Annotated in this window: 19 protein-coding genes; 4 read left to right on the top strand and 15 right to left on the bottom strand. The window is 66.4% G+C overall.

The window, feature by feature from the left end:
- Positions 1-385 precede the first annotated feature (385 nt).
- The 15 genes from B2790_RS19420 to tagH all read right to left on the bottom strand — a co-directional run bounded on the left by B2790_RS19420 (position 386) and on the right by tagH (position 19,440).
- On the bottom strand, positions 386-847 hold the full coding sequence (locus tag B2790_RS19420) for a hypothetical protein (RefSeq protein ID WP_075046083.1): 462 nt from the start codon (positions 845-847) through the stop codon (positions 386-388).
- A 31-nt stretch (positions 848-878) separates the two neighbouring features.
- A complete protein-coding gene (locus B2790_RS19415; RefSeq protein WP_274121041.1) occupies positions 879-1,319 on the bottom strand; it encodes a hypothetical protein in 441 nt (146 codons plus the stop codon).
- Positions 1,316-2,209: a hypothetical protein gene (locus B2790_RS19410; protein ID WP_038408275.1), complete on the bottom strand. Its 894-nt coding sequence runs from the start codon at positions 2,207-2,209 to the stop codon at positions 1,316-1,318. The genes B2790_RS19415 and B2790_RS19410 overlap by 4 nt, the downstream gene beginning before the upstream one ends.
- A gap of 125 nt (positions 2,210-2,334) precedes the next feature.
- Positions 2,335-3,240, bottom strand: coding sequence for a type VI secretion system-associated lipoprotein TagQ (gene tagQ, locus B2790_RS19405; RefSeq protein WP_274121040.1), 906 nt, complete (start codon positions 3,238-3,240; stop codon positions 2,335-2,337).
- Between the two features lie 71 nt (positions 3,241-3,311).
- Positions 3,312-5,099: a formylglycine-generating enzyme family protein gene (locus B2790_RS19400; protein ID WP_286919534.1), complete on the bottom strand. Its 1,788-nt coding sequence runs from the start codon at positions 5,097-5,099 to the stop codon at positions 3,312-3,314.
- A complete protein-coding gene (locus B2790_RS19395) occupies positions 5,092-6,294 on the bottom strand; it encodes an ABC transporter permease (RefSeq protein ID WP_286919533.1) in 1,203 nt (400 codons plus the stop codon). Before B2790_RS19395 ends, B2790_RS19400 begins: the two co-directional genes overlap by 8 nt.
- Positions 6,294-6,998, bottom strand: a complete 705-nt coding sequence (locus tag B2790_RS19390; protein ID WP_286919532.1) for an ATP-binding cassette domain-containing protein — start codon at positions 6,996-6,998, stop codon at positions 6,294-6,296. The genes B2790_RS19395 and B2790_RS19390 overlap by 1 nt, the downstream gene beginning before the upstream one ends.
- Positions 6,998-9,997 carry a serine/threonine-protein kinase gene (locus B2790_RS19385; RefSeq protein ID WP_286919531.1) on the bottom strand — a complete coding sequence of 1,000 codons (3,000 nt, stop codon included), beginning with the start codon at positions 9,995-9,997 and terminating at the stop codon, positions 6,998-7,000. The genes B2790_RS19390 and B2790_RS19385 overlap by 1 nt, the downstream gene beginning before the upstream one ends.
- A 14-nt stretch (positions 9,998-10,011) precedes the next feature.
- Positions 10,012-10,731, bottom strand: a complete 720-nt coding sequence (locus tag B2790_RS19380) for a PP2C family protein-serine/threonine phosphatase (RefSeq protein WP_075046091.1) — start codon at positions 10,729-10,731, stop codon at positions 10,012-10,014.
- Positions 10,728-11,384: a type VI secretion system-associated protein TagF gene (gene tagF, locus B2790_RS19375; protein ID WP_286919530.1), complete on the bottom strand. Its 657-nt coding sequence runs from the start codon at positions 11,382-11,384 to the stop codon at positions 10,728-10,730. Before tagF ends, B2790_RS19380 begins: the two co-directional genes overlap by 4 nt.
- Entirely contained in the window at positions 11,381-14,890 is a 3,510-nt protein-coding gene (gene tssM, locus B2790_RS19370; protein ID WP_286919529.1) for a type VI secretion system membrane subunit TssM, read from the bottom strand. The genes tagF and tssM overlap by 4 nt, the downstream gene beginning before the upstream one ends.
- Entirely contained in the window at positions 14,887-16,194 is a 1,308-nt protein-coding gene (locus B2790_RS19365) for a DotU family type VI secretion system protein (RefSeq protein ID WP_274079076.1), read from the bottom strand. Before B2790_RS19365 ends, tssM begins: the two co-directional genes overlap by 4 nt.
- A 6-nt stretch (positions 16,195-16,200) precedes the next feature.
- Positions 16,201-17,535, bottom strand: coding sequence for a type VI secretion system baseplate subunit TssK (tssK, locus tag B2790_RS19360; RefSeq protein WP_286919528.1), 1,335 nt, complete (start codon positions 17,533-17,535; stop codon positions 16,201-16,203).
- 15 nt (positions 17,536-17,550) lie between these two features.
- The gene (tssJ, locus tag B2790_RS19355) at positions 17,551-18,048 is read right to left on the bottom strand and encodes a type VI secretion system lipoprotein TssJ (protein WP_286919527.1); all 498 of its coding nucleotides are present in this window, start codon (positions 18,046-18,048) and stop codon (positions 17,551-17,553) included.
- 39 nt (positions 18,049-18,087) lie between these two features.
- Positions 18,088-19,440, bottom strand: a complete 1,353-nt coding sequence (gene tagH, locus B2790_RS19350; RefSeq protein WP_286919526.1) for a type VI secretion system-associated FHA domain protein TagH — start codon at positions 19,438-19,440, stop codon at positions 18,088-18,090.
- Positions 19,441-19,836: 396 nt separating this feature from the next.
- Here tagH and tssA point away from each other — a divergent pair, with 396 nt between their 5' ends.
- The 4 genes from tssA (at position 19,837) to B2790_RS19330 (ending at position 23,530) form a co-directional block, all read left to right on the top strand.
- Positions 19,837-20,874 (top strand): type VI secretion system protein TssA, encoded by a 1,038-nt coding sequence (tssA, locus tag B2790_RS19345; RefSeq protein WP_286919525.1) that lies wholly within the window; start codon positions 19,837-19,839, stop codon positions 20,872-20,874.
- Positions 20,875-20,946: 72 nt separating this feature from the next.
- Positions 20,947-21,462 carry a type VI secretion system contractile sheath small subunit gene (tssB, locus tag B2790_RS19340; RefSeq protein ID WP_025340314.1) on the top strand — a complete coding sequence of 172 codons (516 nt, stop codon included), beginning with the start codon at positions 20,947-20,949 and terminating at the stop codon, positions 21,460-21,462.
- Between the two features lie 11 nt (positions 21,463-21,473).
- Positions 21,474-22,970: a type VI secretion system contractile sheath large subunit gene (gene tssC, locus B2790_RS19335; RefSeq protein WP_286919524.1), complete on the top strand. Its 1,497-nt coding sequence runs from the start codon at positions 21,474-21,476 to the stop codon at positions 22,968-22,970.
- 71 nt (positions 22,971-23,041) lie between these two features.
- Entirely contained in the window at positions 23,042-23,530 is a 489-nt protein-coding gene (locus tag B2790_RS19330; protein ID WP_025340316.1) for an Hcp family type VI secretion system effector, read from the top strand.
- The last annotated feature ends 9 nt before the right edge of the window (positions 23,531-23,539 follow it).

Raw genomic sequence — 23,539 nt, 5'->3', positions numbered from 1 at the left:
TGCGCTGGCTTCGGGATCACGCTGTACCTGTGGGAGCGGCCTTAGCCGCGAACACCGGCGCAGCCGGTGCCATGCACCGCGTCGCCCGCTTCCAGAGGTACTGCGCTGGCTTCGGGTTAACGCTGTACCTGTGGGAGCGGCTTTAGCCGCGAACACCGGCGCAGCCGGTGCCATACACCGAGGTGCCTGCTTCGCGGGCTTGCCCGCTCCCACAGGTACTGCGCTGGCTTCGGGGTCACGCTGTACCTGTGGGAGCGGCCGTGGCCGCGAACACCGACGCAGCCGGTGCCATGCACCGCGTCGCCTGCTTCGCGGGCTTGCCCGCTCCCACAAATGCCGGTGACATCCACAGCTTCATTTGCTTGCCTACAACACCACTGCCCTGCTACTTCCCCTCCCCAACCGGCTCCACCCGCTGCACCACGATCTGCATATGGCTCGCCATGTCGCTCAGTATCACCTCCCCTTCCTTGTACTCCGGGGTGATCATCAGCGAGCGGACAAAATGCTCGTTGCCACCTTCGCGCTTTTGCACGTTCTCGAACGCCACGATGATCGTGTCGTTGCGCCAGTTGCTGATGTCGAAACCGCCCGCAGCAACGAACTCACTAATGTCGCGCTCGTCGTTGAACACATTGGCAGGCAGGATCAGCAGGCGGTCCTTGAGAAACACCTGATAATACTGGCGAGGCCCCACCGGCCAGTTCTGCTCCACCACGTGTTCGATGCGCCAGTGATGGACGTTATTCTCATAGACCACGACACGCTCGACCTTATGGCCATTGCAAGCAACGAGCAAGGGCAATAGCAAACCACCGAGCCAGGTACGCGTTCGGCGCAGATTCATCCCGATCCCCTCGTTACATCAGAGAAAGGTGTCATTTGGAGGTTTTAGCCGCGCGACGGTTGATTTTTCGGATGTCCCGATACTCCACCAGGCGCACGCGCATCTGGCGGTAACGCTGGCTGTTGATGATCAGCAGAGCCAGCAAACCGAACACCAGGACGGAAATGTACGCCCCCATGTGCGGGCGATAACCGTAGCTGGGCAATGCGGCGAGCAAGGCAACCACGAGGATGCCGATCACACCGCGCACGCCCCAGGCAAAGCCACGCACCATGGCAATATGCGAGGCGGCGCTCACTACACCGGCTGCCGCCAGCACCATCACCGAGAGTTCAGGGTCTGAGCTGCGCATATAGGTGGAGAACACCAGCGAGACGGTGCCGCCCAGCGCCATGCAGGAAAAGAAAAACTCGGCAATGAACACGCCGAAATAACGGGAAAGAAACGCTTGCAGCTCCTGGTCACGGGTCACTCGGTAATCTCCTCGTAAAGCCCCACTGCAACCGATTGCACGAAGCTACTGCTGCCAAAGCCCGACAAGCCGCCTATCGAGTCTTTGATCAAGGTACGCGTGGCATGCTGAATTTCGGTAGGGGTAAAACGTTTGATCGCAGTACCCGCCGCTTGCTTCAGCTTGAGCTGCTTGGCAGTGAGCGACGGATGCTTGATGAGCAGAAGCTCCTCGGCCAAAGCCTTGCGTTGCTGCCGGGAAAGGCTATGGAACAGCTCCCTCCAGCCCTTGCCGGTCGCCGCTTTGCGAGCCTGCAGGAACCGCACGGTGTTCAGGCTCGATGCGCCCACACCTGCCAGCGCGACGCCGTCCAGTATGCTCATCACGGTCTGGACCGTGTCGTTACTGTCGAGCCAGTCGTTCTGCCCTGGGTCGAACACTTCGTTGAACACTCGGTACCCGCCCATCATGCACTGCCCGGTACCCGCAGCCGCGGCGGCATAACCGACCGCCGTCAACACCATGCTGGCGCCGCCAGTGAACGGTACGGCAATGGTGCCACTGAACATGACGACCCAACCAAGATAAGCCGAGAGGCAACCCAGACTGGCGTTCACGGCCTCTGCCATCACCTTGCGCTCACGCGCGCCGGTTTGCAGCTGGGTCATGAACTGTTCAGGTGACTTGTAAGGTGCTGCCTCCTGCAGAATCACACGCTTGGGCGCAATGCTGCAGATAGGCTTGAATTCGCGCAGGACGATCACGTTGTACTCGGCATCGATATAGACAACACCAGCACCCACGATACCCGGGTCGGCATCGATGGCCCTGAACAGCTTCTGCTGGTCGACGGTCAGCAGCAGCCGCTGACGCGCCATTTGCTGCCGGTAGCCGCCCAGGGCGCCGGACATAAGATCAGTCACGACAACTCTCCTTGATTCGAAAAGCCGCTGCGCCGGCCCACGCACGCCCCATGCAGGTCAGGCGACCTGCCAGGGGCTGCACGTGCACCAGCGCGAGCGCAACGGAGCGTGGGTTACACGTTCGGGCAAGGCACCGGCGCCCAGTCACCCATGTCGGGGCTGCGGCACATCTTGTTGACCTGGTCGACGCCGGCATTGGCCACCTGCTGGGCTTCGGCTTTCTTGGTAGTGGCCTTCTGCAGGGTCTTCTCGGTGGCGACCGCCTCTTGCGGCACCTTCGTGTTCACCTTGACGGCCTGGGTCTTCTTCTTGCCAGTGGTGGTCTTGGGCGGCTCAGCCACGGTTGCCACATCAGTACGAGCCACACCAACCTGCTTGAGGTCCTGCTCGTAGGCCTGGGTGTAGTTGTCGAGGTTTTCCGCAACGCGGCCGTTGACGGTGGCCAGCAGCTTGTTCGACTCCTGCAGGCCCGAGACGATCTCGGCCAGGCGCTTGCGCCCTTCGGTGTCGTTGATGCGGTTGGCCTTGCGGCCGTCGATCAGGCTGGTGAACTCACGCTGGTAGCAGCTTTGCGAAGCCTTGGCATAGGCCGTGGTGCGGTCCAGGTCGGCAGCGCTCTTGTCGATGTCGGTGGCGTACGAGGCAATACGCTGCTTGTCGTCACTGATCTGCTTCTGGCGCTCGGTGTAGTAACCGGCCGCACCGCCCACCAGGGCACCACCCGCCGCACCGATGGCTGCGTTGCGGCCGCGGTTGTCGCCGTCGACCAGGGCGCCGGTCAAGGCACCGCCGAGGGCCCCGATGACGGCGCCTGTGGCAACCGAGCGGGTCATGTCACCGTCGGTGGAGCGCAGGTGCTGCACGGGCTCGTAGCAGCTCGGGTAGTACTCGACCTTGGTCGTGGCACCAACCTTGGACACCGGAGAGCTGGAGCAGCCCGCCAGCAGGACAGTGCTGAAACCGGCGGCGAGCAGCAGGGCGGAACGGGCATGGGTAGCCGTGAAGATGGTCTTGAACATGTCACTTTCTCACGTGGGTGGTTAAAACGGGGGGCTTCATGCCACCCCGCGGTTGCGTCAGGCAGAAGCCACTACGAAGGCCGCGCGGCGGCCGATGCCAGGAGCTCCTTGAGGATCGTTGCCGGGTCGGCCCGCCGGTTCTGGCGGTACTCCCCAACATGGCGAACGAACAGGGTCGCGCGGCTCACCAGGCTCTTGCCCAGGACCGGTTTGCGATTGAGTTCTTCCTTGACCCGCTGGAACTGCGCCTGGATCACCGCATCGGTGTAGCGCGTACCACTGGCCAGGTTGTCGATGTAGATCGCCACGGCGCCATCGAGGGCGGCGCGGCCGTTGGCGATGGCTGCGGCGTACATGCTCACGGTGGTCTGGTCGCCACGCGCCTTGGCCTCGGCCTGGGTGTTGCGCAGGTTGGTCAGGCGAATGTTGTAGTTGTTGATGGTCTCGGCCACCAGCGCGGCAGACTGGATCAGGTTGCCGGCAGCCTCTTCGCGCTGGCGACCGATCAGCGAAACGCTGCGCTTGAGTTCTTCGTTGACCAGCCCCAGCTCGGCCTGCTGGCGCGGGTCGGGGGTGGCGGCGATGATGCTGTCCAGGCGCTTGGTCGGGTCCTGCACGGCATCAATATCGTCGGTCAGGCTGGCCAGGCGCCCTTCCTTTTGCCACTGCTCGAACAGTTCCTGGTAACGCGAACGGGGCGCCGACAGGGCGCCGATGGCCACCCGGAAGCCCGTGGTCTCGTTGCGCTGCTCGGTACCGTCAGCGCCGAACAGCGGGTACTCGCGGCGCATGCCGGTAAACAGCGTGCCCTCGCCTTCCAGGTAGTTGCCGCCCTTGACCACGAAGCCACCATAGGCGCCTTGCAAGCGGCCGGCATGCACCAGCTGGAACGACTCCTGAACCATTTCGGCGGCATTGCCGATCACATCGAACAGCCCCAGCGGGTTCGGCAGCCGGGTACCGATCGGCATCAGGCGTGCGGCCTGCCCGGTGCCGCCAGCCACCTGGTTGAACACTGCCCAGTCGCCAAGCGGCCCGTCGCTGTCACTGCCCTGGACCTTGCGCGGGAACAGCCGCCCTTCCAGTTCCTGGCGGCTTACCGCAGAGCCGCCACGGGCAGCGAACTCCCACTCCACTTCGGTGGGCAGGCGCACAAAACCGACCCCGCCGTCCTCGGCCTTGCTGCCCCGGCCACTGACCGGCAGCAGGTCACGGTGATGCTTGAGCAGCCAGGCACTGTAGACCGCGGCAAAGCGCTCGGCCTCGAAGCGCGACAGCTTGACCTTGGGCAGGCGCCCCGCCGCCGTGGTATCGGGCTGACAGGCCGGCGCCGCCTCGCCGCTGGCCAGCGACTGGGCCTGAGCCATCACCTGGGCATACTGCCGGGCGCTGACCTCGTACTTGCCAATGAAATACATCATCGGCTTGAGCGGGCCAGCCTGGTCGAGTTCGGGCAGGTTGGGGGCGACAGCCTTCTGCCAGGCGGGCGAAAGGTCCTGGAGGCTGAACTGGCCATTGATGAAGTCACGCCGATAACCGGAAATGAACGACTGCTGGTAGCCGGCCTCGCCCTCGCTGAACGGGTAGCCGAGGTTGACCTCGCGGTCGTCCAGGCTGCCCTGGGCCAGCACGTAGACGCTGCGCAGTACCAGTTCGCCGCCGCATGGCAGCGGCAGGCTGACGTCGCCCGGCAAGGGCTTGGGGTTGTCCAGCTTGCTGGTGTCGACCGGCTGCGCCGGGGCGCTGGCGGCAGCGGCGTTGGCCGGCTTGGCAGGCGGCTCGTCGGTACCCGGCGAACAGGCCGCCAGGCCCAGCGTGGTCAGAAGCAGGGCCGTAGCCCCGAGACGAAGTTCAGACATCACGGATTCCTTGACTGGCATCGATGCGCGTCACCCGCCAGCCACCCAGGGCAGCAGCGGCTGTGCTGGCCAGCAGCACCGCAGACAACGCAACGAAGTAATGCATGGGCAACAGATGGCTGGCGTATTCGCCTGGCACCTGCGTGAAGATCCGGTTGAGGCCCTGCTCGGCCAGCAAATACAGGGCGCCGGCAACTGCGGCCGCCAGCACGCCGCTGTACAGCGCCTGCAGCACCACGAACAGCAGCAGCGCGGCCGTGCCGAACCCCAGCAGGCGCAGCACCGCCAGCTCACGCTGCTTGCGCTGTACCGCCGCCACCGCGCCAGCGGCGATGGCTGCCACGGCACCGGCCACGGCCAGGCTGGTGATGATCCAGAACACCAGGTCAAGGTTGCGGCTCAGGGCCTGCACCTGGGCGATCTGCGCTGCCTGGGTCGATACCAGCCACTTGCGTTCGGCAAAGTAGGCGCGCAGCGTCTCGACATCAGCCAGCCCACGGGCATACAGGCGAAACGCCGGGTATATCCGCCGCGCATCATTGCCTGCGGCCTCGCCCGGCCAGCCCAGCGCCGGCACGCCGCGGCCGTCGCGGTAGTCCTCGACCGCTTCGAGCAGGGCCAGGGAAGCAAACAGGCCATCGCGCTCGAACGCCGCCAACGGCAGCACGGCAGCTACCTGCAGGCGCGTCTGGCGCCATTGCACCTGGCCGGCCTGCTGCCGGCTGAAGCTGGCCTGCAGCTCATCACCGGCAGCGGCCCCGAGCTTCTCGGCAGCGGTAAAGCTCAGTACCACCTGCTGCAGGCCCTGCGGCGGCGGCACCTGTTGCAACAAGGGGTCACCGGCAGCGGTCGGCAGCATCTCGACGGTTACCGCACGCCTCTTGGCAGGCAGCAGCAGCTCCGCAGTGGCGGCGATCTGCCGGGTCCGCGCGATGGCGAAGGCGACGTCCGGTCGCTGCCCCAGGGCTTCGATGAAATCGGCGCGGAAACGGCCACCGCCCAAGGGAATGATCTCGCGTACGCTCGGGTCGCGTTGCAGCCGCTCGGTCAGGCTGCCGACCAGGCCGAACTTGAGACCGAACAGCACCAGCAAGGGCGCGATCACCGCGACCAGCGCCAACACGCTGCACGCCGACAGCCGCGCATCGTTGCGGTAGTCCTGCCAGGCCAGGCCGGCGATCAGCCACGGGCGCATCAGACGGCCTGCGCCAAGGTGGCGGTGACGCCGCCGTCGGCATCGCGCCGGCAGGCCATGCGCAGCACGCTCAACCCGGCCCGGCGCGCCAGCGCTTCGTCATGGGTGGCGAGCACGCAGGTCACCCGGCGCGCCTGTGCCTCGCGCAGCAGCAACTGCATGACCCGCTCGGCGTTCACCGGGTCCAGCGCCGCGGTAGGCTCGTCGGCCAGCAACAATGCCGGGGCATGCGCCAGGGCCCGGGCGCAGCTGACCCGCTGACGTTGCCCCAGCGACAACGCGGCAGGTTTCTTGGCCAGCTGGTCATGCACGTCCAGCGCCTCGGCCAGGCGTTCGACGCTGCCGTCCTCGCCCAGCCCCAACAGCTGCCGTGGCAGGCGGATATTGCCACGCACATCGAGGAAACCGAGCAATCCGCCGGCCTGCAGCACATAGCCCAGCTGGCGGCTGCGCAGTGCCGCCAACTGGTCGAGGCGGCGCTGGCGCCACAGGCCAGCCACATCGGTGCCGGCGAAGACGAAGCCCTCGGCGGCATCCGGCGCCAGCACCAGCGCCAGCAGGTCGAGCAAGGTACTCTTGCCGCAGCCGCTGGGGCCGACCAGGGCCACCCGTGCCCCTGCCGCCAGCTGCAGCCGGTCGATCTGCAGGCTGTAGCGCTGGGCCCCCTGGCCGCGCGTCTTGTGCACCGCGTGCAGGCTGATCATCACGGCAGCGTCGACAGCGGTACACGGTACAGGGCATCGCCCGGCTCGGCCTTGCCGAAGCGCACCCAGTTGGCCATGTCGTTGTGGAAGGTTTCGTACAGGCGGATCTTCGAGTCCAGCTCGTCGATGAAATCCTCCTGTTCGGCCACCGACAGCGACAGCCACAGGTCCTCGGTCATGCTCAGGGACTTGCTGCGGTACGGCAGGCCTTCGAGGTATTCGCCCAGTACCCCGCCCTGGGCCAGGTTTGCGCCCTTGCGCAGGGCACCCGGATCGCGGCTCATGTAGGCGCTCGCGCTGGCGATCTCGTTGAAGAAATCACCCGGCGAACTGCGGGTCTTGCGCGCGGCATCGACGATCAGCTTCAGCGACTGCTGCAGGTCATTGAGCTGCAGCTTGGTCAGCATCACGCACACCTGCAGGCTCGGCAACGCCGGGTTGGCCAGGTCATGGTCGGCGGCCCAGGCGCTGACCAGTTGCGGCGCCTGGCTGGCGCCGTTACGGCCGAGGAAGTCCATGTGCATGGCATAACCGATCGCCTGGGACTTCGCCGCCAGGCTCGCGCCCGAGCCCAACTGGGGCAACGGCTGTGGCTGCTGTTCACGCACCTGGTGCACCAGTTCGGCGAACGTCGAGCCGATCTCGCGCACGCGCTCGCCAAAGGCGCCCACATCGCCGCCCGGCACAGCCACGTACAGGTCACCGATCTGCGGGTTGCTGTCGGCGGTAAGCACGCGGTACTGGCTTTCGGCAGCGCCATGGTTTTTTACACCGGCCGGGGTGCGCAGGTGCAGGGCGTAGATCCTGATCTGCTTGCTCAACGCAGCCTGGCGAACCTCGGCCTCGTTCATCTGTGTGCTGCTGTAAGGGTCGTTCTTGCGCAGGGCACCGGCATCGCTGACCAGCAGGACGATGCGCCCGCCATAGCCCGACCAGTCCATGCCCTCCACGGCCTGCATCACGCCGGCAAAGGCATCTTCGTTGAACGAATGGCTGGAGACGCTGGTGGCCTTGACCTGCGCGGCAGCCTTGAGGAAGCGCGCCGGGTCGCGGCCCTCCTCCAGGCTGACCAGGGTCTTGCTCAGGTAGTCCAGGCCCGGGGTGCGCTTGACGCTGTTGCGAAAGCCCACCAGGCCGAAGCTGACATTGCCCAGCTCGCCCCGTGCAGCCAGTTGCGCCTGCAGTTCGCTGACCACCTGGCGCACGCGGTCGATGTAGGGTTGCATCGACACCGACGTGTCGACCACCAGGACGATGCCGGTACGGAAGCGGTTGTCCGTTGCCACGGCCGCACCGGCAGCCGTGGCCGCCTGGCTGCGAACGCTGCTGCCGGGGTCGATGGAGGCGACGTTGAGCAACTGCACCGGCTGGCCATCGGCGCCGAAGCTTTCGCGGTAGTCGAAGATCGGCATCAGGTAGAACTGGTTCTGCGGCACCGCGCTGGCGGCGGGCTCCAGGGCCAGCACCTGGGGCACCTGGTCGGGCTCGTTCTGCGCCTTGAGCAGGTCGGCGCGGGCCTTGCCGGTGTCGTCGAGCAGTTGCTGCAGGTCATCGGCCTGGCGCATGAACATCACCGGTGAACGGCCGGAACGCTCGGTAAACTTCAGCACCAGGCTTTGCTTCCAGTCGCTGGTTTGTGCCGCAGGCAACCAGCCGTCGCGCTGGCCGCTGCTGGAGGCGCCAACTTCCAGCCAGGGCTGGCCGTCGATGTCCTTGCGCTGGTACACGTACAGCACCGAGAACGCCGGCAGCGGTTCACCCGCGCTGTCACCGGGCCGTGCGCGCAGTTGCGCTTCGGGCTTGCTCAGCACGCGTTGGAACAGGGTTTTCTTGCCCGGCATCAACAAAGGCCGGCCGTCTTCGCTGGCCGCTGGCGGTGGAGCGGTTGGCGTCAGCGGTTCGCTCGCGGTTTGCGCCACGGGTGGCTGCACATCCGGTTGGTCGCTGCCACTGCGCAACCAGAACAAGGTCGCGCCCAGGCCCAGTGCCGCGGCTATGGCCACGGCCAGCATGGCCTTGGCCGGCATGCCCGAGGCTGGTTTCGGCGGCGCAGCGGGCCTGGGCCGGGACGGCTCCTTTGCAGGCGCGGTTGAGGCCACCGGCTCGGCCGTGGCCTGCGGAATATCGATGGACACCGGCGTCAGGCCGCCAAGGTCTGCCTTGCCCGGCATCGCGACCGGCAACGGCCGGATCACTGTGCTGTCCTGGTCATCGGCAGGCAAGCGGTCGAGTGCGGCCAGCAACGCGTCGGCATCGGCGAAGCGTTGATCAGGGTCCTTGGCCAGCAGCCCGCGCAGGATGTCCTGGTAGCGCCCGTGCTCGATGGGCAGCTCCGGTAGTGGCTCGGTCAGGTGGGCCAGTGCGGTCGACAACGCATCGGTGCCACGGTAGGGCAGCTCGCCGACAAGGATCTCGTACAGCACCACCCCAAGCGCATACAGGTCGGCGCGGCCGTCGATGTCCATGCCCCGCGCCTGCTCCGGGCTCATGTAGCTCGGGGTGCCGACGGCGAAGCCAGCCTGGGTGAACTGGGTGCGGTCATCCAGCGACTTGGCGATGCCAAAGTCCGAGAGCACCGCCGTGCCGTCGGCGCGGAACAGGATGTTGGCCGGTTTCACGTCGCGGTGCACCAACCCCTGGCCGTGGGCATAACCCAGCGCCTGGGCGATCTGCCGCACGTACAGCAAGCCCTGCTCGGGTGCAAGCCCGGCGGCGATGCGCTCCTTGAGGGTGCCGCTGGGCAGGTACTCCATGGCCATGTAGTACAGCTCGCCGACGTTGCCGATGTCATGGATGGTGGCGATGTGCGGGTGCGCCAGCCGCGCCAGGGTGCGCCCTTCGCGCAGGAAGCGCTCGCAGAAGGTAGGGTCGGCGGCAAGGCTCGCGGCCATCACCTTCAGCGCCACCTTGCGCTGCAGCGAGCGCTGGGTGGCCAGGTAGACGCTGGCCATGGCGCCCTGGCCAATCTCGCTGTCGATGTCGAATCCGGGAATCTGCATGTTCGGGGTGCTCTTCATTTCGCCTTCACCACCACGGCGGTGATGTTGTCAGGGGCGCCACGGGTCAGCCCCAGGTGCACCAGGCTGCGGACCACCTGATAGGGGTCGGCGTGGCCGAGCACGTCGGCGATCTCGTGGTCTTCGGCGGTCTTGTTCAAGCCGTCGCTGCACAACAGGTAGGTATCGCCCGGCTGTACCTGCACATCCACCGCCTGGAGTTCGAGCTGGTCCTCGACGCCGATGGCGCGGGTGACGATGTTGCCGCGCGGGTGCACGCGGGCTTCGGCCTCGTTGAGCAGGCCGCTGTCCTGCAGTTCCTGGACATAGCTGTGGTCATGCGACAGGCGCTCGATGCGGCCATCGCGCAGCCGATACAGGCGGCTGTCACCGGCCCACAGGCCTACCGCCCGGTCGCCGCGGGCGGCCAGGACCACCACCGTGCTGCCCATCATCGCCACGCCCCGGCGCAAGGTCTCCTCGCGTACCGCGCGGTTGACCCGGGCCAAGGTGTCGCGCAGGGCCTGGGTGAAATCCTCCAACCCATCGATGAGCGGCAACTGGCGCAGGCTGTCCACGGCCAGGCTGCTCACATAGTCGCCGGCGGCATGCCCACCCATGCCGTCGGCAACGGCCCACAGGCCATCCCAGGTCAGCTCCAGGCAGGCGTCTTCGTTGATCTTGCGGACCATGCCTACATGGCTGTAGCTGGCCGCGCTGTAGTGCACGCGGCTCATGCTGGTCTCGCCTCGCTGCCCAGCAGGAACGCGGCGAACTGCTCGCTGCGCGGCAGGCCCTGGCTACGCAGCAGGCCAGGTGCGATCCGCTCGCTGCCCAGGCCCCACCACAGGCTCATGCCTTCGCAGGCACATTCGGCCAGGGCCAACGCCCTGCCCTGCGGCGTGCTGCCGTCCAGCCGCTGCAACCCGCCCATGGCCACTCGTGGCCCCTGCAGCAGCGGCCGGGGTTGGTCGAAAGGCTGCAAGGCTGCCTCGAAATGCTCGAAAGCCGCATCCGCTTCAAGCGTGCCCAGCAACGCCGCCTCGACACCTTCGAACCACTCATCGGCCCCACCAACGATGCCTGCGATCGCCACCCCGGGCTCCAGCACCTGCGCCACGCTCAGCGGAAAATACCGCCCCACCCGGTCGATGCTCGGCATCAGCACGCCGACCACCGCGTCCGGGCCACACACCCCAGGCGCCAGGGCAAAGCGCCACAACGGGCTGACCAGGTAGGCCTGCAGCCAGGCCTCGCCAAGCGCCTGCTGGCTGGCCTGGATACCGGCGGCCAGCCACTGGTCCCAGGGCTGGATGAAGGTCTGTGGCAAGCCACGGCTGACGAAGTCGCCGCGGCAGGCCAGTTTTCCGTAGAAACCCACGTCGCTCACAGATGCTCCGGCAGGCTGAAACCGCTGACCACTCGGCTGCGGAACGGGTTGAAGGCGCTGCTGGCACGCAGCTCGTACGACACGCTGGCGCCATCCACGCGCAAACGCAGGTTGAAACGCTCCGGCGAGCTGCCAGCCACCAGGTCGGCCTGGTCGAGCAGGCGGAACCACGCCCATGGGCCCTCCACGGTCAGCCCCGAACGGCCGCTGGCCGATGGCGGCGCGATCGACAGGCGAACCACGCCGATGCTGTTCGGGTTGGGCCACTGCAACGCCACCGGGCGGCTCGGGCCGTGGTCGTAGCTGACTTGCTGGCCGTCGAGATCGAGCAGGAACTGGGTGATGCTCGCGTCCATCGCCACCGGCTTGAGCTCGAAACGCACGCTTGGCTGCAGGCCGTTACCGCTGCGGAAGAACGCGTCGCGGATGGTCGCCGCGCGCTGGAAGGTGTACAGCACATTGCCGCTGATCCCGAGCTTCTGCGCAGCGCCCGGCTGCCAGCTCCAGGGCGTGCTGGAAGTATTGACGTAGGGCTGCAGGTACTTGCGGAAGTAGTTGTCCATCACCCCGCCGACCCCGAAGAACTGGCCGAAGTCTTCCAGGGTGGCGTCGCGCGAACTGCCGGCCACCAGCGGGTAGCGGCCGCTGAGCGACTGGCGGTAGACATTCAGCACTTCGCTGGCCCAGGCGGCATTGAGCTGGTTGCGCACCCCGCCCATGACGATGCCATGGGTCGAGCCGAGTACCGAACTGACCAGGTTCTGCACCACCCTGGGCTGGCGCGCCGCGCCGAGGGCTACCCGTTGCGCCGCAGCCTGGGCCTGGTTCTTGGCCTCGCCGAGCAAGGCGTCGCCGCTGGCACCGACCATGGCGCTGACCTGCACGTAGAGCGCATTGAGGTCGGTGAGCAAGCCGTCGATGGCGGCGGGCTGGCCTTCACCGCTACCGACCAGCGTGGCCAGCTCGGAGAAATGCGCGGTCACCGGGTCCTGCGTGCGGGCCGCGGGGCTGTCGACGGGCAGCGGCGCGTCGCCGAGCAGCCCGCCAAGGCGCTGGCGCAGCTGGTCGACACCGGCCTGCTCGGCCTTGTCCTGGACCTTGTCGAGCGTGGTCGGCTGCGCCAGGTTGGTTTCACGGGCCACCGCCTGCAACAGCTGCTTCATCGGCGAGGTCGGCCCGGACAGCACCCGCAGAACATCGGCGGCTTGGCCAACGCTGGTGACAGGCACGACGTCCAGGTCGTCGAGCAGGGCATCCCAGTGGCGGATGTAATCCTGGTAGTAGAGTTGCTGCACATCGTCGGCCAGGCGTTTGGCATCGCCCGCTTCGCCCGGCGCGCGGCCCAGTACCCAGCGTTCCTCGGCCAGCGTGGTGCTCTGCGCCAGGCTGGCGGCGAGAAATGCCTGGCGGTAGCCCTGCACGGTGAACAGCCCCGGCAGCGGCTCGCTCAACGGCTTGCCGCTCTTGAAGCGAAACACCAGGGCGGCATCACGCCCGGCAGCGTCGCTGACGCGGAAGTCTTCGACCCCGCCTGGCAGCTTCTGGCGCTTGACGCGGTCGTAAACACGCTGGGCCACCGGCAACTGCTGCAGCTGGCGACGGGTGTCGTCGATCAGGCGCTGGTCCAGGCGTGCGTTCGGCGGACGTTTCTCGAACAGCGCCGCCAGGTGCTGCCCCAGGGCTTGACGCAGGTCGGGCGCAAGGTCGCGGGGTAACTGGCGCTCCCAGTCGAGGGTGATCCAGGCCTTGATGAAGTCTGGGTCGTAATGCTCGGCATCAGCCAGCATCAGGTAGGCCTTGAGCCCTTCGTAGAGGTAATCGGATGGCCCCCCGGCATACAGCTGTTCCTCGATGCGGGTGACCAGGCGCGGGGCGAAAATGGCGATCAGCAGCTTGCGGTACAGGCTCTGCGATTCGCTTTCGAGCATGTCGCCCTGGTACAGGCCCAGGCCCTCGGCCCAGTTGGGAGGGTCGTCGGCCAGGTGGCGGACGGCGTTGAGCAGCGGCAGCACGTCGACCACGTTGCGCTGCGCAGGGCTCAGGCCTTGCACGCTTTTGCCCAGTGGCTGAAGGCGGCTGTCGACTTCGGCGATGTATTGCTGGTTGGCCCGATAACTGAGGGCCCACAAGGTCCCGACCAACAGCACCAGCGCCACGCTCACGGCCAGCGCACCACGGGCGATCCACCGGCGCCGCCGCTCCACCTTGGGGTTGCTGCCGACCAGGCCACGCTCGGCGAAGGCCACGGCAGTGAACAACCGCTCGATGAAATAGCTGCGCCCGCTACCGCTCTGGCGTGCCAGGTGCGCACGGTCCAGGCCCATGCTCTGGGCCATGCTGCCGATCAGCCGGTCGATGGGGCTGCCTTCCTGGGTGCCGCTGGTGAAGTACACACCGCGCAGCAACGCCCGTGCCTCGAAGGCATTGGGCTTGAAGATGCCGTCGAGGAAGGCCTTGAGGTTGCCACGCAGGGCGGCGAACTGTTGCACGAAGCCGTAGACAAGGTCGCGCCGGGCCGGGTCGCGTTCCTGTTGCAGGCGCTCGACCAGGCGCTCACCGAGCCGCCGCTCGAGCAATGCGAACTCGTTGTCGAACTGCGCCAACGGGCCGTCAGCGCCCTGCTCCAGGGTATCCAGCGGGAAGGTCATGCCCCACACCTGGGCGCGCTCGTCCTTGCCCAGGTTGTCGAAGAACTCCATGAAGCCCGGCACCAGGTCGAGCTTGGTCAGCATCAGGTAAACCGGGAAGCGCACGCCCAGCTGGCTGTACAGCTCCTGGATACGCGCGCGGATCGCCGCGGCGTGGGCGGCGCGCTCGGCGTCGCTGCCCAGCAGCAGGTCGGACAGGCTGATGGCGATGAATGCACCGTCGATGGGGCGGCGCGAGCGCTGGGTCTTGAGCAGGTCGAGAAAGCCCAGCCAGGCCGCCTTGTCGACCTGGGCGTGGCTGTCCTGGGTGGTGTAGCGGCCGGCAGTGTCGAGCAGCACCGCCTGGTCGGTGAACCACCAGTCGCAGTTGCGCGTGCCGCCCACACCGCGGATGGCGCCCTCGCCCAGTTGCGCGGCCAGCGGGAAGTGCAGGCCGGAGTTGACCAGCGCGGTGGTCTTGCCAGAGCCGGGCGGGCCGATGATCACGTACCACGGCAGCTCGTAAAGATTGCGACGCTCGTCACCGCCCAGGCGGGCCTTCTTCAACAGGGCCAGGGCCTCGTCCATGCGCTGGCGCAGCGCCGCCAGCTCTTCGGTGGTGGCCACGCTGGCAGGGTCCGGGGCGGTTTCTGCGGCCAGGCTCTGCATGACCTTGGCCGCCTGCCGGCGCGCCTGCACGATGCGCCAGGCGCGGTAGCCGCCCCACAGGGCGAACAGCAGGACGATCAGCAGCCAGCGTGGCGTGGGCGACGCCAGCATTTCCAGCAACGGCCCGACGAACCAGATGATCAGGCTCAGGGCGATCAGGCCCAGCAGCGGGATCACCCAGCGAATGACAAAACTGAAAAACGCCTTCACTCGACGCCCTCCGCCAGAACGGTGATTTCAACCCGGCGATTCTTCGCCCGGCCCTGCGCGGTGTCGTTCGACGCCAGTGGTTCGGTGTCGCTCAGCCCTTGGGCGCTGAAGCGCTCGGGTTGCCCGGTGCGCGCGGCGAGGATGCCCTTGACCTCTTCGGCGCGCGCCTGCGACAACGCCCAGTTGGACGGGAAGCGCAACGTCGCGATGCGCTGGTTGTCGCTGTGCCCGGTGACCCGGACATTGCCCTTGACCTTGGCCACAGCCTCGGCGATGCGCAGCATCAGCGGCTGGAAATCGCCCTTGATGCTGGCGCTGGCGCTGGCGAACAGCTCGTCACCGCGAATGGTCACCACCGAGCGGTCGACCGCGTCTTCGACGGAAACCCGGCCGGCCTTGATGTCATCGGCGAGGAACCCGGCCAGGCGCGGGCGCTCCACGGGCTTGGGCTGCAGCACCGGGCGGTCCATGGCTTGTACCGGGATTTCGCCCAGCGCGTGGATACCCCGGAACACCGGCTCGGCATCGGCGGCCAGCTTCAGGCGCAGGCCGAACAACAGCAGCAACAGCAATGCCGCTGCCACCGCCAGGCCCACCCATGGCGGCACGAACTGGGCCAGGCGGTCACGGCTGACAGCCACCCCACGCCAGTGTGGCGAGAGTTCGCGCTCACGCTCGCCACGGGCACTGCGAATTGCCGCAGCGGTACGCTCGCGCAGCGCTTCGAGCTGGGCGCGGCCATCGTTCATGACCCGGTAGCGGCCCTCGAAGCCGAGGCTGGTGCACAGGTACAACAGCTCCAGCAGGTTGAGGCGTTCGCGCGGGCTCTGCAGGCAATGCTCCATCAGCTGGAACACCTTCTCACCGCCCCAGGCCTCGTTGTGCACCGTGATCAGCAAGCTCTGGCGGCTCCAGTCGCTGGCACTGCCCCACGGCGTGCTGAGCACCGCCTCGTCCAGCGCGGTGCACAGCGCATAGCGCGCCAGCAGCACCTCGTTGCGCACCACACCGGCGGCTTCAGCACGGGTCTCGAACTGGCGCAGATAGGCCAGCAACTGCGCCCGCAGGCTGGCCGGCGCCGAATGAGCGATGGTGTTGCGCAGGCGGGTAAGCAAGGCCAGCAACGGCCCGGCCGCCTGCTCGAGCGGGTTGACACCCACGCCCTGGCCAGGCGCCAGGGGCTCGGCCGGTACCTGCAACGGCGGCGGCTGCGGCGCTGGCGCGGCGGGTTGCGGGACAGCACGGCCACCGGGGCGCGGCATGAACTGGGTACGGTCGTTGGCCTGCGGATCTTCCGGGTGCATCGCGGGTTATCCTCGAATGGCCCAGAAGGCCAGGCTCAGGCCGGGGAACTCGCCGGCAACGTAGAAGGCAAAGCCACCGGAGTGTTGCAACTGCTTCCAGTGCTCGCTGCCCCGGTCGAGCTCGAAGTAGGTGGAGCCGGCATGGAACGGGATCTGCCGGGGCGCCACCGGCAACGGCAGCAGGCCGATGCCCGGCAGTTGCAGGTTGACCAGGTCGCGGATGTGCTCCACCGAGCCGATCTTGCTCTGTTGGCCAAAGCGGCTACGCAGCGTCTCGCTGGGCACATCGGCACGCACCACCAGGACGAAACTGGCGCTGTCGAGCAGGCTGCGGTCGGCAAGCATGCCAACGTGGATGCCGTAGGCCTTCTCGACGATGGGAATGGCCACCGCCTTGCTGTCGATCAGCGTCGACAAGGCCTCGCGCAAGGCGGCCATCACTGGCGCGAAGGTCGCTGCCAGGTCGTCGTGCTGATACACCGGGAAGCTGTGCGGGCGACGGCCATCGCGGGTGAAGGTGGCGAACTCGCCAGCCAGGGCCACCAGCTCGCTGTACAGCCGCTCGGGGTGCAGCGGGCTCAGCTGGTTGAGGTGTTCGACCAGCGGCTGGGCGCGGTTGACCAGTTGCAGCAGCATGAAGTCGGCAATCTCCGACGCCCCGCCATTGGCCGAGGCGACCACCCTGCCCGCCAGCGCTTCGCCACGTTGGTGCAGCAGGCCCAGCAGCTCGCCGCAAAAGCCGGACAGTTGCTGGCTGGCCGCCACATCGAGTACAGGCGGGATGTAGCTGTCATCCACCACCAGCGCGCGGTCGGCGCGCTTTTCGCGGATGCGCAGCATGCCGAGGACGGCGTAGTCGCTCAGGCCGTCCTCGCTGCGCAGCAGGCGCAGGGCGCGGCTGCCGAGGGCCAGCGGGGCACGGTTTTCGAACGGCGCGTTGTCGTCGCGCACCTCGCTGACACGGCTGACATAGCGGGCGCCAGCGACGGCTTCGCCCTCGTCGACGGTGTCGCGGGCCCCCGCCCGCTTCAGTGGCAGCCCCAGGTGGACAACGCCATCGCGCAGATCGTCGGGCACTTCCAGCGGCGCAGGTGGCAGGTCGTCGCGGGGGATGTCGAACGGCGTGCCGTCGGGCAGCAAGCCGCGGGCGCTGAGAATCGCCACCTTGCCCTGGGCAAGCAGGCCCTGGTCGAGCAGCAGCTCGGAGAAACCCCAGGCGGCCACGCTCAGCGGCCGGTTGCGGGCGTCGACCAGGTGTTCGAGGTAGCGATCATGCTGTTGGAAATGCTGGGTCGTGATGAACATGCCTTCCGACCACACCACGCGATTGTTCCAGGACATGGGGACTCCGATTGCCTAGCGGGCAGGTTCAGGTTGGGGGGTGGCCAAGGCGCTGCGTACGGCACGCACATCGAGGCTGATCTGATAGTCCCGCGGCGGCACCGGCAGCACGCTGCGCCACTGGGCCTGGTCGATCTCGCGGTAACCGACCACCAGGCCGATGTGGCGAGTGGCAGGGTCGAGCGGACGTTCCAGGCGCAACTGCCCGCCGGGCTGCAACAGCACTTCGTCCTGGTCGATCAGGTCGGCGCCGAGGGTGGCCTGGGCGCGTTCGGCCAGGGCGAAGTAGTCGGCGCGGGCAAATGCGGCGCTGTTCTTCAGCTCGTACAGGCGCACCCGTACCGGCGCAGGCGTGCCGCCAGGGCCCGGGTTCAGCCCCTCGGCGGCACTGAAATACAGGGTCACGGCTGCGCTGTCCGGTGCACTGTCGGCAGCGGGGGCAACCGGCGTGTCCTTGCTGCAGGCAGCCAGCAGCACCAGGCTCAGGGCTGCGACCAGTCGTATTGCTTTCATCCTTGTCCTCTTGACGTACCGTGGTCTTCCTGGGTGCGCTCAACTACGTTGCAAACGGCTGCTATGGGCTTCGTAGGCGCGGCTGAATTCGCGGCCGAACAGTTCCTGGAAATCGTCTTCGGCTTCACGGGAGATTTGCCCGTAAAGCTCGGTGAACTGCTGCCAGCAGTGGGCCTGGCGCGAGCCACCGAACAACTTGGCCAGCCCCGCCGCAGGTGCCAGGCGCTGCTCCAGGCGCGCCGGCTGGAAACACGCGAGCAGGTGCTTGATTGCGGCCTGCACGCCCGCCATCACCGCCAGCTGGTGGGCGCGCACATCATCGAAGCTTTCGCGCACGGCCTGGTCCGGCGCCATGAACGCCTGGTTACCGTGACGCAGCAACAGCAGCAACGCCTCGTCAGCATTGGGGGCGAACTTCAGCGGGTTGTTCTGCACCGGGGCGATGGTGGTCTGCTGCATGCGGAACTCGCCCTTCAGGCTGCTGCGTGCACGCAACACGTCGATCAGGCCCTCCACCATCAAGCGGTAGCTCTGGCCGATGGCCTCCATTTGCGCGGCGGCGTCGGCAGCGTCGATGCGCAGGTGCTCGATACCGGCGCCGCGCAGGAACGCCTGCAGCAACGCATCGCTGCTTGCGGCTGGCGCAGGTGCGGCGACTGGTGCGCCTGCAGCAGGCTGTACAGGCGCTGCCGGAACGGCTGGCGCAGGCGGCGCAGTCGGGGCCGGGGTCTGTGCCGGTGCCGGTGCCGAGCCGAACAGGTTCCAGTCTTCCGGGATCATCCCCGGCGCAGCCGGTTCGGCGGCCGGGGCAGGCGCCACCACCGGGGTTGGCGGGCGGAAGTCGTGCTGCTGAGCCGGCACATGGTCGGGCTGGCTGACCGGCGGCACGCTCGAGGGGCCGAGGAAGTCGAACAGGTCAGGCAGCGTGTCGTGGTTCGACGCACCTTGCAGGAACGCAGCCGGCGCACCGGAAATCGGCGGGGCGGGAACGGCCGGGGCCGCCACCTGGTTGGCCATCAGCGCCTCGAAACTGTGTACCTGGGGTTCGCCCTCCAGGGCGCCAGGCAGGTTCGCCTCGATGCGCGCCTGTATCTCGTATTCCCCAATACGGATAACTTCGCCATCCAGCAACTGCTCACTGTTACCGCGACGCAAGCGAATACCGGCACGAACTAATTCCACACCGTTCGTACTGTCATCGGTCAAAAAATATCGCCCTTCCTTGAACTGGATCACACAATGCCGGGCCGATACCAACCGCTCGGGGTCAGGAAGTACCCAGTCATTGTCCGCCGCACGGCCAAGCGTGATGGCACCGGTTTCCAGCCGCATCTCCGGGCATTGCCCGGGAGTAATCTTGTGGTAACTAGTGATAGTTAGGCAAAGTGCCATCACGCCTCCATGCATCCATTTAAAACATCGACCCATCCATTTGAGTTGTTTTTCCACAGCCACTCAAATACAGCTGAACCCCTTGATTTACGGGGGCTTCGTGCACACAACCGAACGTACGACGGCTATTCAACGCTAATGCCGAGGCTAACCGAATGGAATCGGACGAGTGGTGCTCGGTAACTGCCAACAAATTCACAGCTGGCACCCGGGGGCGCGTAGCTTACCTTGACACTCGCGAATAAATAAACCATAAATGCGCAACTTCGAAGTGCCAAAATAATATCACCATGATATCACCCCGGCACTCTTTGGAAAGTTTGTGCGCCAGTTCACACTTGCAACTTCGCACAACAACACGCCCTCACCAAGGGCCGATATGGAGATCGAATTCTGGTGAACGCATCGCCGCTGCTCGCCGCTGTTTCCGCTGACTTTCCCTGCGGCGATGACCTCGAATATGACGCCGAGTTTCTGCAACTGGAGCGTGACGCCCAGGGCCGCCCCGAGCGCGTCATGGGCGACGCCGTCCAGCCTGCCGAGCCACCACAGTGGCGCGATATCGAGCAGGCAAGCACGAACCTGCTGCAACGCAGCAAGGACCTGCGCATCACCCATTTCCTGCTTCAGGCCAACCTGGCCCTGCACGGCCTCCCAGGGCTTGCCGCCAGCCTGGAACTGATCCGCGATCTGCTCGGCGAGTACTGGCTGCACCTGCACCCACAACTGGACGCCGCCGACGACAACGACCCTACGGTACGGGTCAACGCCCTGGCCGGCCTGGCCTGCGACACCAACATCGCGCTGCTGCGTGACGCCGTGCTGGTGCGCTCCCGTGCCTTTGGCCCGGTCACCCTGCGCGCGGCACTGCACGCCGCAGGCGTGCAGCATTTCGCCAGCGAACAGCTCAGCGCCGAGGAACTGGCCGCCGCCCTGCGTGACGCCGACGCCGACCAGCTGCAGCAATGCCAAGAGGCGCTGCGGCTGGCCCGCGAGGCGGTGGACGCCATCGAGAGCCGGGTCAACGACCAGGTCGGGTCGGCCAGCGGTATCGATTTGTCAGCCTTGCGCCAGCCGCTGCGCCAGGTGCAGCAGGTACTGGCTGACTACTGCCCCGACGGGGCGGGCCCAGCCCCGCAAGCCGGTGACACGCCGGCTGCCGAGCGCGATGACGAGCAGCAGGCGATCGCCAGTGCCGCCCCGGGCACACGGCCGGCTGCCCGCCCTGGTGAAGTCAACAGCCGCGAAGACGTGCAGCAGAGCCTTGACCGCCTGCTGCAGTACTACGCCCGCCACGAACCATCAAGCCCGTTGCCGGTACTGCTGCACCGGGCGAAGAAGCTGGTCCATGCCGATTTCGCAACCATTGTGCGCGACCTGATCCCCGATGGCTGGTCGCAATTCGAGAACCTGCGCGGCCCCGAGGACAACTGACGTCCTCGGCCCGCATCAACACCGACGCCCGCAACGAACAGCGCCGCCGTACCGGCGACCAGGAGGAACAACGTGGCGAAAGACAGCTCCCAGAAATTCATCGCGCGCAACCGTGCGCCGCGGGTGCAGATCGAATATGACGTCGAGCTCTACGGCGCCGAAAAGAAAGTCCAATTGCCGTTCGTCATGGGCGTGCTGTCGGACCTTGCCGGCAAGCCGGCCGAGCCGCTGCCAGCGGTGGCCGAGCGCAAGTTCCTGGAAATCGACGTAGACAACTTCGACTCGCGCCTGAAGGCGATGAAGCCACGCGTGGCCTTCAACGTGCCCAACGAACTGACCGGCGAAGGCAACCTGAGCCTGGACATCACCTTCGAGAGCATGGACGACTTCAGCCCGGCCGCCGTGGCGCGCAAGGTCGACGCCCTCAACCAGCTGCTCGAGGCCCGCACCCAATTGGCCAACCTGCTGACCTACATGGACGGCAAGACCGGTGCCGAGGACATCATCCTCAAGGCCATCAAGGACCCGGCCCTGCTGCAAGCCCTGGCCAGCGCACCGAAACCCGTCGACAACGAGCCCAAGGCCTGAGGAGACAGCCCATGAACGATCCATTGCGCGACGCCCAGGCCCAGCCGGGAGCTGCCACCCAGGACCCGAGCGAGTTCGCCGCCCTGCTGCTGCAGGAATTCAAGCCCAAGACCGAACGTGCCAAGGAAGCGGTCGAAAGCGCCGTGCGTACCTTGGCCGAGCAGGCCCTGGCGCAGACCAGCCTGGTGTCCAACGATGCCATTGGCTCGATCGAGCAGATCATTGCCGCCATCGACGCCAAGCTGACAGCACAGGTCAACCAGATCATCCATCACAACGACTTCCAGCAGCTGGAAAGCGCCTGGCGTGGCCTGCACTACCTGGTCAACAACACCGAGAGCGACGAGCAGCTGAAGATCCGCGTGCTCAACGTCTCGAAGACCGAGCTGCACAAGACCTTGAAGAAATTCAAGGGCACTGCCTGGGACCAGAGCCCGGTGTTCAAGAAGCTGTACGAGGAAGAGTACGGCCAGTTCGGCGGCGAACCTTATGGCTGCCTGGTCGGCGACTACTACTTCGACCAGTCGCCACCCGACGTCGAGCTGCTGGGCGAAATGTCGAAGGTCTGCGCCTCGATGCACGCGCCGTTCATTGCCGCCGCATCGCCGACCGTGATGGGCATGGGCTCCTGGCAGGAGCTGAGCAACCCGCGCGACCTGACCAAGATCTTCACCACCCCGGAATACGCCAGCTGGCGCTCGCTGCGTGAGTCCGAAGACTCCCGCTACATCGGCCTGACCATGCCGCGCTTCCTGGCGCGTCTGCCTTATGGCGCCAAAACCGACCCGGTCGAGGCATTTGCCTTCGAAGAAGACACCGACGGCGCCGACAGCAGCAAGTACACCTGGGCCAACGCCGCCTATGCCATGGCCGTGAACATCAACCGCTCGTTCAAGTACTACGGCTGGTGCTCGCGCATTCGTGGCGTGGAGTCGGGTGGCGAAGTGCAGGGCCTGCCGGCGCACACCTTCCCCACCGACGACGGTGGCGTGGACATGAAGTGCCCGACCGAAATCGCCATTTCCGACCGCCGCGAAGCGGAGCTGGCCAAGAACGGGTTCATGCCGCTGTTGCACAAGAAGAACACCGACTTCGCTGCCTTCATTGGTGCCCAGTCGCTGCAGAAGCCGGCCGAGTATGACGACCCGGACGCCACCGCCAACGCCAACCTGGCCGCGCGCCTGCCGTACCTGTTCGCCACCTGCCGCTTCGCTCACTACCTCAAGTGCATCGTTCGCGACAAGATCGGCTCGTTCAAGGAGAAGGACGAGATGCAGCGCTGGCTGCAGGACTGGATCCTCAACTACGTCGACGGCGACCCGGCGCACTCCACCGAGACCACCAAGGCCCAGCACCCGCTGGCAGCCGCCGAGGTTGTGGTCGAGGACGTCGAAGGCAACCCGGGTTACTACAACTCGCGCTTCTACCTGCGCCCGCACTACCAGCTAGAAGGGCTGACCGTGTCGCTGCGCCTGGTATCGAAGCTGCCTTCGGCCAAAGGGGCCTGACAGCCCCGGGGGCTGCCTGACAGCCCCAACTGCACCAAACCGCCAACCTGACGCGTAATACCGAGGACACCATGGCTGTAGACATTTTCATCAAGATCGGCGACATCAAGGGCGAGTCCCACGACAAGGCCCACAAGGACGAAATCGACGTGCTCAACTGGAGCTGGGGCATGTCCCAGTCCGGCAACATGCACATGGGCAGCGGCGGCGGCTCGGGCAAGGTCAACATCCAGGACCTGTCGATCACCAAGTATATCGACAAGGCCAGCCCCAACCTGATGGCCCACTGCTCCAGCGGCAAGCACATCGACAAGGTCAAGCTGACCGTGCGCAAGGCCGGGGGCGAGAGCCAGGTCGAGTACCTGATCATCAACCTTGAAGAAGTCATCATCAGCTCGCTGAGCACTGGTGGCTCGGGCAGCGACGACCGCCTGACGGAGCACGTGACCCTGAACTTCGCCAAGGTCACCGTCGACTATCAGCCGCAGAAAGCCGACGGCACCAAGGAAGGCGGCCCGATCAAGTACGGCTGGAACATCCGTTCCAACGTCAAGATCTGACCGACCGCG

The organism is Pseudomonas sp. UBA6753 (assembly GCF_002453565.1).
GTDB classification, from domain to species: Bacteria; Pseudomonadota; Gammaproteobacteria; order Pseudomonadales; family Pseudomonadaceae; genus Aquipseudomonas; species Aquipseudomonas putida_Z.
The sequence above is the reverse complement of the archived record's forward strand: the minus strand, read 5'-3'. Positions and strand labels throughout refer to the sequence as shown.

Excerpts from the sequence above, each read along its gene's own strand:
- tssK (WP_286919528.1), bottom strand. The coding sequence starts at position 17,535 with ATGTCCTGGAACAATCGCGTGGTGTGGTCGGAAGGCATGTTCATCACG.
- B2790_RS19390 (WP_286919532.1), bottom strand. The coding sequence starts at position 6,998 with ATGATCAGCCTGCACGCGGTGCACAAGACGCGCGGCCAGGGGGCCCAG.
- B2790_RS19365 (WP_274079076.1), bottom strand. The coding sequence starts at position 16,194 with ATGCACCCGGAAGATCCGCAGGCCAACGACCGTACCCAGTTCATGCCG.
- tagQ (WP_274121040.1), bottom strand. The coding sequence starts at position 3,240 with ATGTTCAAGACCATCTTCACGGCTACCCATGCCCGTTCCGCCCTGCTG.
- tssC (WP_286919524.1), top strand. The coding sequence starts at position 21,474 with ATGAACGATCCATTGCGCGACGCCCAGGCCCAGCCGGGAGCTGCCACC.
- B2790_RS19420 (WP_075046083.1), bottom strand. The coding sequence starts at position 847 with ATGAATCTGCGCCGAACGCGTACCTGGCTCGGTGGTTTGCTATTGCCC.
- B2790_RS19385 (WP_286919531.1), bottom strand. The coding sequence starts at position 9,997 with ATGCAGATTCCCGGATTCGACATCGACAGCGAGATTGGCCAGGGCGCC.
- B2790_RS19410 (WP_038408275.1), bottom strand. The coding sequence starts at position 2,209 with ATGTCCGGCGCCCTGGGCGGCTACCGGCAGCAAATGGCGCGTCAGCGG.
- B2790_RS19380 (WP_075046091.1), bottom strand. The coding sequence starts at position 10,731 with ATGAGCCGCGTGCACTACAGCGCGGCCAGCTACAGCCATGTAGGCATG.
- B2790_RS19400 (WP_286919534.1), bottom strand. The coding sequence starts at position 5,099 with ATGTCTGAACTTCGTCTCGGGGCTACGGCCCTGCTTCTGACCACGCTG.
- B2790_RS19395 (WP_286919533.1), bottom strand. The coding sequence starts at position 6,294 with ATGCGCCCGTGGCTGATCGCCGGCCTGGCCTGGCAGGACTACCGCAAC.
- tagH (WP_286919526.1), bottom strand. The coding sequence starts at position 19,440 with ATGGCACTTTGCCTAACTATCACTAGTTACCACAAGATTACTCCCGGG.
- B2790_RS19330 (WP_025340316.1), top strand. The coding sequence starts at position 23,042 with ATGGCTGTAGACATTTTCATCAAGATCGGCGACATCAAGGGCGAGTCC.
- tssJ (WP_286919527.1), bottom strand. The coding sequence starts at position 18,048 with ATGAAAGCAATACGACTGGTCGCAGCCCTGAGCCTGGTGCTGCTGGCT.